Origin of the sequence: Immundisolibacter sp. (assembly GCF_041601295.1) — a bacterium.
Lineage (GTDB): Bacteria > Pseudomonadota > Gammaproteobacteria > Immundisolibacterales > Immundisolibacteraceae > Immundisolibacter.
The window spans coordinates 11,951-26,706 of sequence record NZ_JBFIII010000005.1 but is presented as its reverse complement, the minus strand read 5'-3'; the positions used below and the strand labels follow the sequence as shown (position 1 = coordinate 26,706).

Annotated in this window: 15 protein-coding genes; 6 read left to right on the top strand and 9 right to left on the bottom strand. The window is 63.8% G+C overall.

The annotated features are described in order from the left end of the window. Positions 1–6 precede the first annotated feature (6 nt). The 7 genes from acpP to ABZF37_RS01360 form a co-directional block, all read right to left on the bottom strand. Entirely contained in the window at positions 7–252 is a 246-nt protein-coding gene (gene acpP, locus ABZF37_RS01390) for an acyl carrier protein (protein WP_068803058.1), read from the bottom strand. Between the two features lie 53 nt (positions 253–305). Beyond that, entirely contained in the window at positions 306–1,055 is a 750-nt protein-coding gene (fabG, locus tag ABZF37_RS01385) for a 3-oxoacyl-ACP reductase FabG (RefSeq protein ID WP_372715952.1), read from the bottom strand. Positions 1,056–1,078: 23 nt separating this feature from the next. After that, a complete protein-coding gene (gene fabD / locus ABZF37_RS01380; RefSeq protein WP_372715950.1) occupies positions 1,079–2,011 on the bottom strand; it encodes an ACP S-malonyltransferase in 933 nt (310 codons plus the stop codon). A 26-nt stretch (positions 2,012–2,037) separates the two neighbouring features. Next, positions 2,038–3,006 (bottom strand): beta-ketoacyl-ACP synthase III, encoded by a 969-nt coding sequence (locus ABZF37_RS01375; RefSeq protein ID WP_372715948.1) that lies wholly within the window; start codon positions 3,004–3,006, stop codon positions 2,038–2,040. After that, on the bottom strand, positions 3,003–4,019 hold the full coding sequence (plsX, locus tag ABZF37_RS01370) for a phosphate acyltransferase PlsX (protein ID WP_372715946.1): 1,017 nt from the start codon (positions 4,017–4,019) through the stop codon (positions 3,003–3,005). The genes ABZF37_RS01375 and plsX overlap by 4 nt, the downstream gene beginning before the upstream one ends. Before the next feature lie 3 nt (positions 4,020–4,022). Beyond that, entirely contained in the window at positions 4,023–4,205 is a 183-nt protein-coding gene (gene rpmF / locus ABZF37_RS01365) for a 50S ribosomal protein L32 (RefSeq protein ID WP_372715944.1), read from the bottom strand. A gap of 151 nt (positions 4,206–4,356) precedes the next feature. Beyond that, positions 4,357–4,860, bottom strand: coding sequence for a DUF177 domain-containing protein (locus tag ABZF37_RS01360; protein ID WP_372715942.1), 504 nt, complete (start codon positions 4,858–4,860; stop codon positions 4,357–4,359). A 114-nt stretch (positions 4,861–4,974) separates the two neighbouring features. Between ABZF37_RS01360 and ABZF37_RS01355 the strand changes: the two genes are divergently transcribed. Beyond that, the gene (locus ABZF37_RS01355; protein WP_372715940.1) at positions 4,975–5,565 is read left to right on the top strand and encodes a nucleoside triphosphate pyrophosphatase; all 591 of its coding nucleotides are present in this window, start codon (positions 4,975–4,977) and stop codon (positions 5,563–5,565) included. 15 nt (positions 5,566–5,580) lie between these two features. On the opposite strand, the gene ABZF37_RS01350 is transcribed toward ABZF37_RS01355, so the two are convergent. Together ABZF37_RS01350 and ABZF37_RS01345 are read right to left on the bottom strand one after the other, a co-directional pair. After that, complete coding sequence (locus ABZF37_RS01350) at positions 5,581–6,531, bottom strand: S49 family peptidase (RefSeq protein WP_372715938.1); 951 nt, start codon at positions 6,529–6,531, stop codon at positions 5,581–5,583. Then, positions 6,528–7,496: an RluA family pseudouridine synthase gene (locus tag ABZF37_RS01345; RefSeq protein ID WP_372715936.1), complete on the bottom strand. Its 969-nt coding sequence runs from the start codon at positions 7,494–7,496 to the stop codon at positions 6,528–6,530. Before ABZF37_RS01345 ends, ABZF37_RS01350 begins: the two co-directional genes overlap by 4 nt. A gap of 350 nt (positions 7,497–7,846) precedes the next feature. On the opposite strand from ABZF37_RS01345, the gene ABZF37_RS01340 reads away from it, so the two are divergent. From ABZF37_RS01340 to ABZF37_RS01320, 5 genes are all read left to right on the top strand, one after another. After that, positions 7,847–10,246 carry a ribonuclease E/G gene (locus ABZF37_RS01340; protein ID WP_372715934.1) on the top strand — a complete coding sequence of 800 codons (2,400 nt, stop codon included), beginning with the start codon at positions 7,847–7,849 and terminating at the stop codon, positions 10,244–10,246. A gap of 55 nt (positions 10,247–10,301) precedes the next feature. Further along, positions 10,302–10,787: a YajQ family cyclic di-GMP-binding protein gene (locus ABZF37_RS01335; RefSeq protein ID WP_372715932.1), complete on the top strand. Its 486-nt coding sequence runs from the start codon at positions 10,302–10,304 to the stop codon at positions 10,785–10,787. A gap of 55 nt (positions 10,788–10,842) precedes the next feature. Further along, positions 10,843–11,694 carry a PA4780 family RIO1-like protein kinase gene (locus tag ABZF37_RS01330; RefSeq protein ID WP_372715930.1) on the top strand — a complete coding sequence of 284 codons (852 nt, stop codon included), beginning with the start codon at positions 10,843–10,845 and terminating at the stop codon, positions 11,692–11,694. Positions 11,695–11,785: 91 nt separating this feature from the next. After that, complete coding sequence (glgX, locus tag ABZF37_RS01325) at positions 11,786–13,942, top strand: glycogen debranching protein GlgX (RefSeq protein WP_372715928.1); 2,157 nt, start codon at positions 11,786–11,788, stop codon at positions 13,940–13,942. Further along, a complete protein-coding gene (locus ABZF37_RS01320) occupies positions 13,939–14,676 on the top strand; it encodes a M48 family metallopeptidase (RefSeq protein WP_372715926.1) in 738 nt (245 codons plus the stop codon). The genes glgX and ABZF37_RS01320 overlap by 4 nt, the downstream gene beginning before the upstream one ends. Positions 14,677–14,756: the final 80 nt, after the last annotated feature.

Genomic DNA, 14,756 nt, shown 5'->3' with positions numbered 1-14,756 from the left:
CCGCAGTTACTTGCGGGAGGCCAGTTCTTTCTCTACATAGTCGATTGCTTCCTGCACGGTGGTGATCTTCTCGGCCGCTTCGTCAGCAATTTCGCACTCGAATTCTTCCTCGAGCGCCATTACCAATTCCACGGTATCGAGGGAATCCGCACCCAGGTCATCGACGAAGGAGGAGTCGTTGCTGACCTCGTCTTCCTTGACGCCCAATTGCTCGACCACGATTTTCTTGACGCGCTCTTCAATACTGCTCATCGCCAGTTATCCTCCCAAACAAAACCACTAAAAAATTTGGCTGAGGGATTGCCTCAGGCCAGATACATACCACCATTGATGTGCAGGGTCTGGCCGGTGATGTAGCCGGCCTGGGTCGAGGCCAAGTACGTCACCAGTGCGGCCACTTCCTGCGCATCGCCAAAGCGGCCCAGCGGAATCGAGTCCATCAAATTTGTACGCTGATCTGCCGATAGGGCGGCGGTCATGTCCGTGTCTATGAAACCGGGCGCCACCGTATTGACGGTGATGCTGCGGCTGGCCAATTCGCGCGCCAGAGCACGCGTGAAGCCGGCCAAGCCAGCCTTGGCGGCAGCGTAGTTTACCTGTCCCGCGTTACCGATGGCACCGACCACGGACCCAATGTTGATAATGCGTCCGCGGCGGGCCTTGGTCATGCCGCGGGTGCAGGCCCGCGCCAGGCGGAAAACCGCCCCCAGATTGGTATCGAGCACCTGGTCCCAGTCGTCGTCCTTGAGCAGCAACAGCAGGTTGTCCCGGGTGATGCCGGCGTTGTTGACCAGGATGGAGACGGCCCCGTGGCGCGATTTGATGGTTTCGACCAATGCGAGCGTGGCAGTTCGGTCGGCGAGGTTAAGTGCCATGCCTTCGCCTTTCAGGACGGCGGCGGCCAGCTCCTCGCCGATACGGTTTGCGCCGGCTTCGGTGGTTGCGGTGCCGATGACCGTCGCGCCGGCCCGCGCCAGCGCGTGGGCGATGGCCTTGCCGATGCCACGGCTGGCACCGGTCACGAGCGCGACTTCCCCGTCGAGTCTGATTTCCATTGCGACTCCTTACTCTGCTCAGCTCAGCTCAGCTCAGCCAGCGCCTGGCGCAAACTGGGGGGATCCTGCACCGAAAGGCTGTCGAGCTCGCTGTGAATTCGCTTGGTCAGGCCGGCCAGTACTTTTCCGGGACCGCATTCGACCATGTGAGTAACGCCGCGCGCGGCCATGGCTTGCACAGTTTCGACCCAACGAACTGGCGAGTAGATCTGGCGTACCAGAGCGTCTCGGATAGCATCCGGCTCGGTGGCGGCCTCGACGTCGACATTATTGATGACCTGTATCCCGGGTTCACTCAGGCTGGTCGCGACGATAGCGGGCGCAAGACGTTCAGCGGCCGGGCGCATCAATGCACAGTGAAACGGCGCACTGACTGGTAGGGCGATTACCCGTTTGGCACCGGACGCCTGGGCCGCGGCGCTGGCTCGCGCCACGGCGTCGGCATGCCCGGCGATGACGCTCTGCAGCGGTGCGTTGTAATTGGCAACGGCTACTGTTTGCTGACTGCCGGCGGCGTCGGCACAAATTCGCTCAACGGCCGCACGTTCCAAGCCGAGTACGGCGGCCATGGCACCGACACCAACCGGCACTGCCTGTTGCATGTACTCGCCACGCTGACGAACCAGTTGCACGGCCTGCGCAAATGGCAGCGCGCCGGCGCACACCAGTGCACTGTATTCGCCGAGGCTATGGCCGGCCATGACCATCGGGGTCGGTCCACCGGCTGCCTGCCACACCCGCCAAACGGCCACCCCGGCGCTTAGCATCGCCGGCTGGGTAATGGTGGTCAGCTGCAGTTCACTGTCCGGCCCGTTCTGGATCACTTGCCACAGGTCGTAGCCGAGGACTGCGCTCGCTTCGGCAAAGGTTTGTTCGACTTCGGAAAACTCCAGCGCCAGTTGGGCCAACATACCGACCGACTGCGAGCCTTGTCCGGGAAACACCAGTGCCAACATCGGGTCTCGGTCCTGCGGGGCTGGGGTCAGAAGCGCAACAGGGCTGAGCCCCAGGCGAAGCCGCCACCGAAGGCTTCCAGCAGCAAAGTTTGTCCGGCCTTGATACGGCCGTCGCGCACAGCGACGTCCAGAGCCAGCGGCACCGAGGCCGCCGAGGTGTTGCCATGCTCGGCGATGGTCAGCACCACCTGTTCCATCGGCAGGCGCAGGCGCTTGGCGATGGCGGAAATGATACGCAGATTGGCCTGGTGCGGAATTAGCCAGTCAATCGCGCCTTTGTCCAGGCCGTTAGCGGCGAGCGCTTCTTCGACGGCGTCGCCGAGCTTTTCGACCGCCACCCGGAATACCTCTGAACCTGCCATCACCATGTAGGGCGGAGTGTCGGCAAGGTCGGCATAGTCATCCGAGACCCAACCTGGAACCCACAGCAGGTCCTTGTATTTACCATCCGCATGCAAGTGGGTGGACAGAATGCCTGGGGTTGGGTCACGTCGCAGCACCATGGCACCGGCGCCGTCGGCGAACAGAATGCAGGTACGCCGGTCCTGCCAGTCGATGATGCGGGACATGGTTTCCGCGCCGACCACCAGCGCCGTGTCTGCCGCGCCACTGCGCAGCAGGCTGTCGGCGACGCTGAGCGCATAGATGAAGCCAGCGCATGCGGCCTGCACGTCAAATGCCGGTCCGCCGTGTATGCCAAGCCGGCTCTGCAGCAGGCAGGCGGTGCTGGGGAACACCTTTTCGGGCGTACAGGTAGCCACCACTACCAAGCCGATGTCGGAAGCACTCAGCCCGGACATGGCAAGCGCCTCGCGGGCGGCCTGCTCGCCCAGATCAGTGGACGTTTCGCCGGGCGCCGCAATACGCCGTTCCCGAATCCCGGTACGCTCGAAAATCCAGCGGTCGCTGGTGTTGACCTTGGATTCAAGGTCGGCATTGGTCACGACTCGTTCCGGCAGCGCGCTGCCAGTACCGACAACACGTGAGTACATCATGCGCTGCAGGCCTGTAGCGATGAGGTGGCCAGGCGTTCGGCGATGCGCTGCGGTACCTGCGCCTGCGCCTGCGCAGCCGCTTCAGCGATGGCATGGGTAAAGCCGACTTCGTCGGTTCCACCGTGGCTCTTGATCACTGGCGCAGTCAGGCCAAGCAGGCTGGCGCCGTTATAGGCGCGCGGGTCGAGCTGCTTGCGTACGGCTCGCAAGGCAGGCCAGGAGGCCAGCGCGCACAGGCGTCGCAGCAGGGTCTTGCTGAACTCGTCCCGTAACACCTGGCTGACCATGCGGGCCAAGCCCTCGCTGGTCTTGAGAGCCACGTTTCCGACGAACCCGTCACACACCACGATATCAGTGGTGCCGGCGTAGATATCGTCTCCTTCAACGTAGCCGTGAAAGTTGAGGCCGCTGTCACGTATCAATTCGGCGGCCCGCTGCACGGTGTCGGTGCCCTTGGTCGCTTCGCTACCGATATTGAGCAAGCCAACACTCGGGTTTTCCCGTTTGCCCAGGGCCTCGACCAGCACCGCACTCATCACCGCGAACTCGCACAGCTGGGCGGCGCTGCACTCGGTGTTGGCGCCCAGGTCCAGCAGGTAGGTTTCGCCGCGCATGGTCGGCAAGGCGCGTACGATAGCGGGGCGTTCGATACCCGGCAGCATATGTAGTACGAAGCGGGCGGTCGCCATCAGTGCGCCCGTGTTGCCAGCGCTGACGCAGGCCTGGGCATGCCCGGCCGCGACCAGGTCGATGGCCAAACGCAGCGAGGAGTCTTTCTTGTTACGCAGCGCCTTGGCAGGGGACTCGTCCATTTCGATAACCTGGCTCGCGTGGTGTACGTCCAGCCCCTGGCCTTCGGCGTCAACCGGCATCAGTGCCCGTATGGCAGCCTGATCACCGACCAGGATCAGGCGTACATCCTGGCGCTGGCGCAGGAAGCTGAGCGCCGCCGGGACCACGACGCGCGGGCCGTGGTCGCCCCCCATCGCGTCCACGGCAACCACCAGGCTCAATGTTTACTCGCCCTTGCCGGTGTCGATGACCTTACGGCCCCGGTAGTAGCCAGTGGCGCTGACGTGATGGCGCAAGTGCACTTCGCCGGTGGTGGGTTCCACCGATAGCGTGGGTGCCTTAAGTGCGTCGTGCGAGCGGCGCATGCCGCGCTTGGAGCGACTTTTGTGATCCTGTTGAACGGCCATTGACGGGTCCTGTAAGTGGTCTTGCCCGACGAGCGGGAGGTCTTTTCGCGGGAGAAGTCCTGGTTCAGAACCAGGACAGTATGATGCTTAAACCTTGTGGGCCGGTGCCGGCGTGATACCAGGCCGGTTGCGCGACTTCACCAATAGGCAATCACCCTTTTTTCTTTAAGTTGCGGAGTACCGCAAACGGCTGTAGTTGCTCCTGGGACTCGGCCGGCACCGTTACAGCCTGGCAGGCGCCTGCGGCATGATGCGGATAGTCCGGCAGCACCAGCAATAACTCGTCCTCCACCAGGTCGGCAACCGCCAAATTCTCGCCAGACCGACACAATAAGGGTTCATAGCCAGCCTGCAGCCTTGCCGCAGCAGCATCGCTCGGTACGATCCCTAGCTGAATCGGTGCGTTCAGGTGCACCGGCAAGGGCTCTACGCATCGCTGACAGCGCACCATGACGTCACACGATGCGCTCCCGGTCAGCACTGGCCGGCCGGTATCAATCAGCGCGAACCGGAGCGCCACCTCCACCCAGCCCTGGTCTGTTGCCAGGTTGGCACACAATCGCCCAAGACTCGCCAGCGGCAGACGACCAGAAAGCTCGCGACCGGCCTTGGCCCAGTCGTACGGGTCTATGAATTCTGGTAACCGCCCCAGCATAAGGGCGCGCAGTTTAGTCGCGCCCCTGGGTGCTGTCAAAATCCCAACGCCGGTTTCTGAGTCAGCCCACGCAGCCTAGAATCTGAGCTTGCTCATTAACCACGTGATTAGCCGATGACCGAACTCCAGCCAGTGCTTATGCTTGCCTCCACGTCGAATCCGCGTCGCGAGCTGATTGCCCGGTTGGGGCTGCCGTTTGGTGTGCAGGCGCCGCAGGCCGACGAGACAGCGCAGCCCGGCGAGGCGCCGGCCCAGCTCGCGGTTCGCCTGGCTCAGGCCAAGGCGTGGTCCGTTGCCCAGGCGCTGCCGGCACATCTGATCGTCGGTTCGGATCAGGTGGCGGTGGTGGGTGAGCAGGTGCTCGGCAAACCCGGCAATCATGCGGCCGCGGCGGCGCAACTGGCGTTGGCGTCGGGGCGTGTCGTGCATTTTCTGACGGCGGTATGCCTGCTGAATAGCGCAACCGGGCAGGCGCGTACACGCCTGGTGCCGTTCGAGGTGCAGATGCGCGTATTGAGCGATCGTCAGATCGAGCGATACCTGGCTCGTGAGCAGCCGTTCGACTGCGCTGGCGCGCTCCGTTCAGAAGGTTTGGGTATCGTTCTGTGCCAGCGCATGACAGGCGATGACCCCACGGCACTCCTGGGCCTGCCGCTGATCGCGCTGAGCGAATTGTTGAGCGAGGAGGGCATTGCGATGCCCTGACGCTGGCGCCCCAGACTACTGCCAGCGCAGGCGTTCCCCCAGGGCGTTGAGCATGCCGGCAGCCGCCTCGCTGCCTGTGCTACGGATCAGGCGCGAGAAATAATCCGGGCGCACGGTGTAGTCGACCACCTTGTCGGCCTTGAATACTTCGCGCGCCACCCAGTCGGTATCGCCCAGAGCATCGACCAGTCCCAGCTTCAGCCCTTGCTCGCCGGTCCAGATCAGGCCCGAGAACAAATCCGGGTCGTTTTTCAGTCGCTCGCCGCGACCCTGTTTGACGACTTCAATGAACTGCCCGTGAATGGCTTTCAGCAGCCCGCGGGCATGCTGCAGGTCGACCGGGTCGCTAGGCGAGAACGGATCCAGAAATCCCTTGTGGGCGCCCGCGGTCACCAAGCGGCGCTCCACGCCCAGTTTGTCCATCGCCCCGACAAAGCCGAAGCCATTCATCAACACGCCTATCGAGCCGACCACGCTGGCGCGGTCGGCGTAGATATTGTCAGCCGCCACGGCGACGAAATAGCCGCCGGAGGCGCAGATGTCGTCGATGACCGCATGTAAGGGCACGGTCGGGTGCAGCTTACGCAGGCGCTTGATCTCGGCGTTGATGCGACCCGCTTGTACCGGGCTGCCGCCGGGACTGTCGATGCGCAGCACCACGCCGGCGACGTGAGTGTTGTCATAGGCAGCGCGCAGCGACTCAATGATGATGTCGGCGTTGGCGTCAGTCCCGGGCGCGATGATGCCGTTCAACTGTACCAAAGCGGTGTGGCGGCGGGTGACCGTGGGCACTCCCATCTCGTTGCGAAACAGCACCGTTGCCAGCACGGCCATAATCAGACTGAGCGACAGCAGGCGCAGAAAGTTGCGCCAGCGGCGGGCTCGCCGCTGCTCGATCAGCGTGCCTTGCAGCACGCGTTCAATCAGTTCGCGCTCCCAGGAACCAGGGTGTGAATCATCATTCATGTGTTTGTCACCTTTGTGTTGGCGGCGCGTAAACGCTCAAGCGGCACCCTAAGAGCGGTCGGTAGCGGCGCTTCGAACACCTGCCGTGCGCAACCCTCCAGCGGCAGGACTTCGATCCGCGACGCGTGTAGAAACAGCCTGTCCAGGCCAATCTGACCCAGCGCCACCTCGGCGGCACGGTCTCCGTACTTGGGGTCACCGGCCAGTGGGCAACCCAGGTGCGCCGCGTGTACCCGGATCTGATGGGTACGCCCGGACAGCAGTTCGGCTTCGACAAAGCTGGCGGCGGCGAATCGCTCGCGAAGGTAAAATACCGTCTGCGCAGGCTTACCTTCGGGATCTACCCGAACCAGCCGCTCCCCACCGCGCTCATAGCGCGCCAGCGGTGCGTCTACCTGTTGTCGTTTTCGGACCAGGTTTCCCAGCAGCAAAGCCAGGTAGCGCTTCTTTATCGCGCCGGTACGCAATTGCTCATGCAGGCTGCGCAGGGTGCTGCGCCGCTTGGCAATCAGCAGACAGCCGGACGTGTCCCGGTCCAGTCGGTGTACCAGTTCCAGAAAAGGCTGATTGGCGCGCATCTGGCGCAGTGCTTCAATCACGCCGAAGCTGATGCCACTGCCACCATGGCAGGCCAGACCAGCCGGCTTGTCCAGAACCAGTAACCGCTCATCTTCGAACAGGATGCAGCCGGCGAGGGTCGTGAGCTGGTCCGCGGATGCCTGTGTCGGTGGGCGTGGGGCTTGCAAATCGACTGGGGGTAGTCGCACTCGATCACCGGCCTGCAAGCGGTGCTCTGGTTTGGCGCGCCCGCCGTTCACACGCACTTCGCCACGCCGCAGCAAGCGGTACACACGGCTGCGCGGCAAGCCACGAAAGCGCGCGAGCAAGAAATTATCCACCCGTTGTCCGGCCTGATCGTCGGCGACGCTGACATAGGCCACTTGGCTGTTGGCTGCTGTCGGCATCCCTGTATAAACCCTTGTCATGGCGTGTTAATGTGTCGGTGCAGTGGCCACCATGAACCGCGAAAAGAATTTGGCAGCGATGCTGCGCCGTTGGCTCCACGCCATCGGCGTTGTCACCTTCGTCTTGTTCACTGTTCCGGTCTCGCGCGCCGGGGCCGCTGCAACCAGTTTCACACGCACCATTCTATTCCTCCTGCGTTGGTCCGCGCGGACCAAAATCGTCGCAGGTCCAGTCCAAGCCCTTTGCGCCACGCCCCATGACGGCGTGCCGGCCTGTTGGCCCCTGTTCCTGGGGGCCTTGCCGTCCGACACGCGGTATGCCGCTGTGCGCTCGCCACGAGACGTCCCCAATGAAACGCATCCTGTTCAACGCCCGTCAGTCCGAAGAACTGCGTGTGGCAATCGTCGATGGTCAACGCCTTTTTGACCTGGACATCGAGTTTCCGAACCGGAATCAGAAAAAAGGCAACATCTACCGCGGCATCGTGCGCCGCGTCGAACCCAGCCTGGAAGCCGCCTTCGTTGACTACGGCGGTACCCGCCACGGTTTTCTGCCGCTGAAGGAAGTTGCTTCTTCTTACCTGATAGCTGAAGGCAGCGAGGGTAATAAATCGAGTATTCGCGGCGCCTTCCGCGAAGGTCAGGAAGTGACCGTTCAGGTCGAGAAGGAAGAGCGGGGCACCAAGGGCGCGGCGCTGACCACGCATATCAGCCTGGCCGGTCGCTATTTGGTCCTGATGCCCTACAGCCCGGACGCAGGCGGGGTGTCGCGAAAAATAGAGGGCGACGATCGGGCCGAACTGAAGGAAATGCTGGGGCAGCTGCAATTGCCCGATGGCATGGGTACGATCGCCCGCACCGTCGCTGCCGAGCGCAGCTTGGCCGAGCTGCAATGGGATCTGGACCATCTGGTGGAGCTGTGGAATGCCATCGACGCCGCCAGCAGCGGCAAGCCAGCGCCGTTTCTGATCTACCAGGAAAACAATGTTGTGGCGCGGGTGATCCGCGACTACTTCCGGGATGACATTGCCGAAGTCCTGATCGACGATCCGGCCACCTACGAAGAGGCACACCTGCTGATGCAGCAGCTGATGCCGCAGAGCCTGCCGCGGCTGAAGCTGTATGACGAAAAAATTCCGCTGTTCATCCGGTACCAGATCGAACAACAGATCGAAACCGCTCACAGGAGAGAGGTGCCGCTACGCTCCGGCGGGGCGCTGGTAATCGATCATACCGAGGCGCTGACCGCGGTCGACATCAACTCGGCGCGCGCGACCCAGGGCAGCGATATCGAGGAAACCGCCACCAACACCAACCTTGAAGCCTGCGACGAGATTGCCCTTCAACTGCGGCTGCGCGACCTGGCTGGCCTGATCGTGATCGATTTCATCGATATGATGCAAAGCCGTAACCAGCGGGCGGTGGAAGACCGCTTGCGCGATGCGCTCAAACCCGATCGCGCGCGCATCCAGATCGGCAAGCTGTCACGGTTTGGGTTGCTTGAAATGTCGCGTCAGCGGCTGCGGACTTCGTTAAAAGAGACCAGCCATATCACCTGTCCCCGCTGCGAGGGCCAGGGCACCATCCGTAGTGTGGAATCGACTGCTTTGCACGTGCTTCGCCTGTTGGAAGAGGAGGCCATCAAGGAGCGAACCGGGCGTCTGGCGGTCCAGGTGCCGGTGGCGGTGGCGACCTACCTGCTCAATGAAAAACGTGACGCTGTAGCCGAGTTGGGGTCGCGGCTTGGGGTCAACCCCATCATCCTGCCCAATCCGGCGCTGGAAACGCCACATTACGAGCTTGAACGGACCCGCGTGCAGGACATGAACAAGCGCTTGCTGGATACGCCCAGTCACGAGTTGCCCCTGATGGCAGTGGCGGTCGAAGGGGTTGCGGCTCCCCCTGCGCCGATCGCCGCGCCGCCGGCGGTACAGCGCCTGATCCGCAGCACCCCGCCACCCAGTTCGGTGCAAGAACCGGAGACAGCGCCGGTGAAGTCCCAACTCGGCGTCTTTACCCGTGTCTGGCGCAGTCTGTTTGGCTACCAGCCAGCGCCAGCAGCGCGGCCATCAGGGCCGGCAGTTCGTCAGGCGCCAGCCCGACGTGGCCGGACTGAAGCCACTTCCGCACGGCCGGACGCGCGCCGTTCGTCGGCTCCCGCGGCCCGTCCACACGCGCCGCAAGCGCCCGCGGCTGCCCGCGACGGTACCGCCGCGCGGGATGGCCAGCGCGAGCCGCGCGAAGGCAGAACCGGACGCGGTCGAGGCCGTCGCGGCGGTCAGCGAGGTCAAGGTCAGGGGTCAGGCAACAGCGAGAATCGGGCGCCTCAAAACGGCGCCGACGCGCGACCAAATCCGCGGCGGGCGAGGGAGGAAGAACAAGCCGGTTCCCAGAATCCCGAGGTAGCCGAGGATGCCCGGCCGCCGCAGGGAGTTCCCGCCCCGACGTCAGGTCATGGTGACGCGGCGTCGGGGGTAGTGAACGCGCCCGTAGCGCCGGTGCAAGCTGCCCCGGTGGCGGTAGCGGCGCCGGTAAGCGTACCTGCGCCCGCACCCCGGGAGGTGGAAAGGGAAGCGGCAGCGAGCACGCCCGTTCGCTCGCTGGCCGAGGCCCAGACCCAGACCCAAGCAGAGGTTGCCGCTTTCGTGCCGAAGCCGGTGCCGACCCCACAACCGGCCGAAAGCGGTTTCACGCAGGTCGAAACCGGGCCCGGTCGGTCCGCGCCCGACCACACTGTTGATACCCGCTGACTGCACTCAATTAGGGCGAATCCTGCTCACAATTTTGGACCGGAGCGAGGTGTGCATGCCATCGTTTGATGTCGTTTCAAAATCGGACCTCCACGAGGTTGCCAACGCTGTTGATCAGACCAACCGGGAGCTCGGTACCCGTTTTGACTTCAAGGACTCTGGGGCCAAGGTGACGCTCAAGGATGAGGTAATGACTGCCGAGGCGCCCAACCGCTTCCAGATCGAACAGTTACTGGAAGTGTTGCGCATGCGTCTGGCCAAGCGCGGTATCGACCTGAAGGCGCTCGAACTTGGCAAGCTGCAGGAGGTTGGCCAGAAGGCCATTCAGGCCATTACCGTGCGCCAGGGTATCGATGCCGACCACGCACGCAAACTGGTGAAGTTGGTCAAGGACCACAAGCTGAAGGTGCAGACGGCTGTCCAGGGCGACGAGCTGCGGGTGTCCGGCAAGAAGCGGGACGACCTGCAGGCGGTGATCGCCCTGCTGCGTCAGCAGGAGGATTTCGACCTGCCTCTTCAGTTTGTGAATTTTCGCGATTGAACAGCCACCCGCGACCCGCCGCGAGTAGCTCCGGGGTTTTTGGCAGCTGCTCGCTGTGAAGGTTCCGGCGCCGCTACAACCGCTGCTGGAGGACGGCCTCATCGATGAGGTGGTGCGTCCGCTGCGCAGTGGTAAGGAAGCCACGGTTTACGTCGTGCGGTGTGGTGAGGAGCTGTGCTGCGCCAAGGTATACAAGGACGTGCGTCAGCGTGGCTTTCGCCAGGCCGTGCAGTACCAGGAAGGACGCAAGGTCCGTAACACGCGCCAGGCGCGGGCAATGGAGAAGCGCACCAGTTATGGTCGGCGCGAGCAGGAGACGGCCTGGCATAGTGCCGAGGTCAACGCCCTGTACCGGCTGGTGGCCGCCGGCGTGCGGGTGCCGGTGCCACAGGGCTTGTTCGACGGCGTATTGCTGATGGAACTGATCGTGGACGCCGGCGGCGACGTGGCACCGCGGCTCGGCGATCTGGTACTGGAGCCGCAGCAGGCCTGCGCCTACCACGCGCGACTGATCGGTGACATCGTGCGCATGCTATGTGCCGGCATGGTGCATGGCGATTTGTCCGAGTACAACGTGTTGGTTGGCACCGATGGGCCAGTGATCATCGATCTGCCGCAGGCGGTGGAGGCGGCCGTCAACAACAGCGCGCAAGCGTTGTTGGAGCGCGACGTGGCCAATATGACCAGTTATCTGGGGCATTTCGCGCCACAGCTGCTCGGCACCGCCTATGGGCCGGAAATCTGGCAGCTCTATGCTGCTGGCGACCTCAGCCCCGACAGCGTATTGACCGGACAGGTAGAGCTGGATACAACCCCGGCCGATGTCGTTGAGGTGCTGCGGGAGATCGAGGCCGCGCGGCAAGAGGCTCTGATGCGGCAAGAGGCGCGCGAAGCCGCCGGTCAGTGAACTCCCGCTTGGCGGGCAGAATGGTCTGAACCATGCGTGCTGTAATGCGTCAGCCCACCAGCCTGGGCAGTTTTTCCGGCAGTGCTCTGATATGACCTTAGCCAGCAGCCCCCTGCGCGTGTGGCCCGGGCAGCCGTATCCGCTCGGCGCGCAGTGGGATGGCCGCGGTGTCAATTTCGCGCTGTTTTCGCTGCATGCGGAAAAGGTGGAGCTGTGTTTGTTCGATGCCACCGGCCGGCACGAGACGGTGCGGGTGGTTTTGCCCGAGTACACGGACGAGGTGTGGCATGGTTATCTGCCCGATCTGCGCCCGGGCCAGCTGTACGGTTATCGCGTGTACGGTCCCTACGAACCGGCGCGGGGGCATCGTTTCAACCACCACAAGTTGTTGCTCGATCCCTACGCCCGCCTGCTGCACGGCTCCCTGACCTGGCACGACGCCGTGTACGGATATCGCGTCGGCGATGCGCGCGCCGACTTGTCGTTCGATCGCCGTGATAGCGCCCGATACGTGCCCAGGTGTGTGGTGGTGGGGGACGCGCAGAATCGACGCGAGCGCCGCCCGCCACACAAACCGTGGCGTCGCAGCGTGATCTACGAACTGCACGCAGGAGGCTACACGCGTCGCCACCCGCAGGTTCCGCTCGAATTGCGCGGCAGTTTTCGCGGCCTGGCCGAGTCAGCCGTCATTACGCATCTGAGAAGGCTGGGTGTGAGCGCTGTCGAGCTGCTGCCGATTCATGCGCACGTCGACGAGCGGCGCCTGGTACAAGCCGGCAAGGTCAATTACTGGGGTTACAACTCGCTGGCGTTTTTTGCGCCGGATAACCGCTTCCTTACCCGCCCGGATCCGGGCGAGTTCCGGTTGCTGGCCCAGGCACTGCACGACGCCGGCATTGAACTGCTGCTGGACGTGGTCTACAACCACACCGGCGAGGGCGACGTTCTGGGTCCCACTCTGAGCTTTCGCGGCATTGACAACGCCAGCTATTACCGGCTTGACGCGGCCACGCCGCGTCAGGTTCTGGACTACACCGGCTGCGGTAACACGCTGAATGTCAGCCAGCCGCGGGTGCTGCAGCTGGTGCTGGACTCGATGCGCTATTGGGTACAGCAGATGGGTGTGGACGGATTTCGCTTCGATCTGGCGACCACCCTGGCGCGTGAGGATGACGGGTTCGAGCCGGGCAGTGGCTTTCTTGACGCTGTGCGCCAGGACCCGGTGCTGTCTCGGGTCAGGCTGATCGCCGAGCCTTGGGATCTGGGGCCACAGGGCTATCGCCTGGGCGGATTTCCGCCTGGTTGGGGGGAGTGGAACGACCGCTACCGGGACACCGTTCGCAGCTTCTGGCGTGGCGAGGCCGGGCAGGCAGCGGCGCTCGCGTCGCGCATAACCGGGTCGAGCGATATCTTCGCCCGGCACGGCCGCCGGCCGACAGCCAGCATCAATTTCATCACCGCCCACGATGGCTTCACCCTGCGGGACTTGGTGTCTTACGCGCACAAGCACAATTGCGCCAACGGGGAGGAGGGTCGAGACGGCACCGATAACAATTTGAGCTGGAACTGCGGCGTCGAAGGGCCGAGCGATGACCCGCAGGTGGAGGCTCTGCGCCTGCGTCAGATGCGTAATCTGCTGGCGACGTTGCTGCTATCCCAGGGCGTGCCGATGTTGCTCGCCGGGGACGAGTTCGGCCATAGCCAGTTGGGGAATAACAACGCCTATTGCCAGGATAATGACATCGCCTGGCCCGACTGGGCGCGACTACAGCAGCCGGCTGGCGGCTCGCTGTACCGCTACCTGCGGCGTTTGTTGGTGCTGCGCCGTCGCCACGGCGTGTTTCGCCGCGACCGGTTTTTCAAGGGCGAGGCGCTGCCGGATGGGGTCGGCAAGGACATCCGCTGGCTGAACCCGGACGGTAGCGAGAAGCTGGCCGGTGACTGGCCGGTTGCTCCGCAGCTGCTCGCCTTCATCATCGATGGCGCGGCCGGAGTGGGGCACCTGGGTCCGCAGGACGAGTCGCGCCTTGATGCCAGCTACCTGGTGATCCTGTACGCCGGTGACCAGACCGTGCTGTTCCGCGCCCCGGCCCCGGAATTTGGCATCGGCTGGCGGCGTGTGTTCGACACTGTCGAGGTTGACGGAAAGGGCGACGGTCAGGGTTTTGGCGCGGACGCACAGTGTCTGATTCCACCCCGTTGCGTGCAGGTATTCGAGCGTCTTCAGTACCCGGGCGACGGCGTATGAGCGAGCCGGCACCGGTCGAACTTGCCTTCGAACTCGAGGGTCGCCAGATAACCTGCCGGGTGCTGCGCGCCCGCCGCCGAACATACGCGTTGCGGGTGAGCGCCGATGGCGGGCTCGAATTGCGCGTGCCACAGCGTCTGGCCGCGCACCGCTGGCCCGGTTTGCTGGTTCGTCACCGGCGCTGGATAGTGGGTCAGCTGGAACGCTTGGCGCAAACGCCGCCCCCGCCGCCCGCCACTTTCGGGCCAGGCAGCAGGCAGCGCTTCCTTGGCCAGGCCCACCCGCTGCGGCTCACGCAGGGACGCACCCAAGTGGCGCTGACCGATGTCGGTTTCTCGGTCCGGGTCCGCGCACCGGAGACCCCATCACTGGTGGCACGGGCACTTGACGGTTGGTACCGCAGTCAGGCTCAGGCGTTGTTGCCTCCGCGTCTTAGCGTGCTCGCCGAAACCCTGCCCTGGCTCAGACGGCCGACGGTAAAGGCCCCGCGGGTGGTACGCCTGCGCAGTCGCTGGGGCAGCTGTGCCAGTGACGGCCGTATCACGCTGAACCTCGGCTTGGTGCTGCTGGCACCCGATCTGATCGACTATGTGTTGCTGCACGAGCTGTGTCACCTGCGCGAGATGAACCATGGGCCGCGCTTTTATGCCCTGTTGGCAGCCGTTGTGCCGGATTTTCGTGAGCGTCAGGCCGTGTTGCGTGCCGAGCGGCCTTGGCACCCCACCTCGATATGACCGTGCCTGGAAACGCTGTCAGCAACTTGGGGCCTAACGACGTGAATCTGGCTGACCGACCGATCGGTTGTGTCATGTTT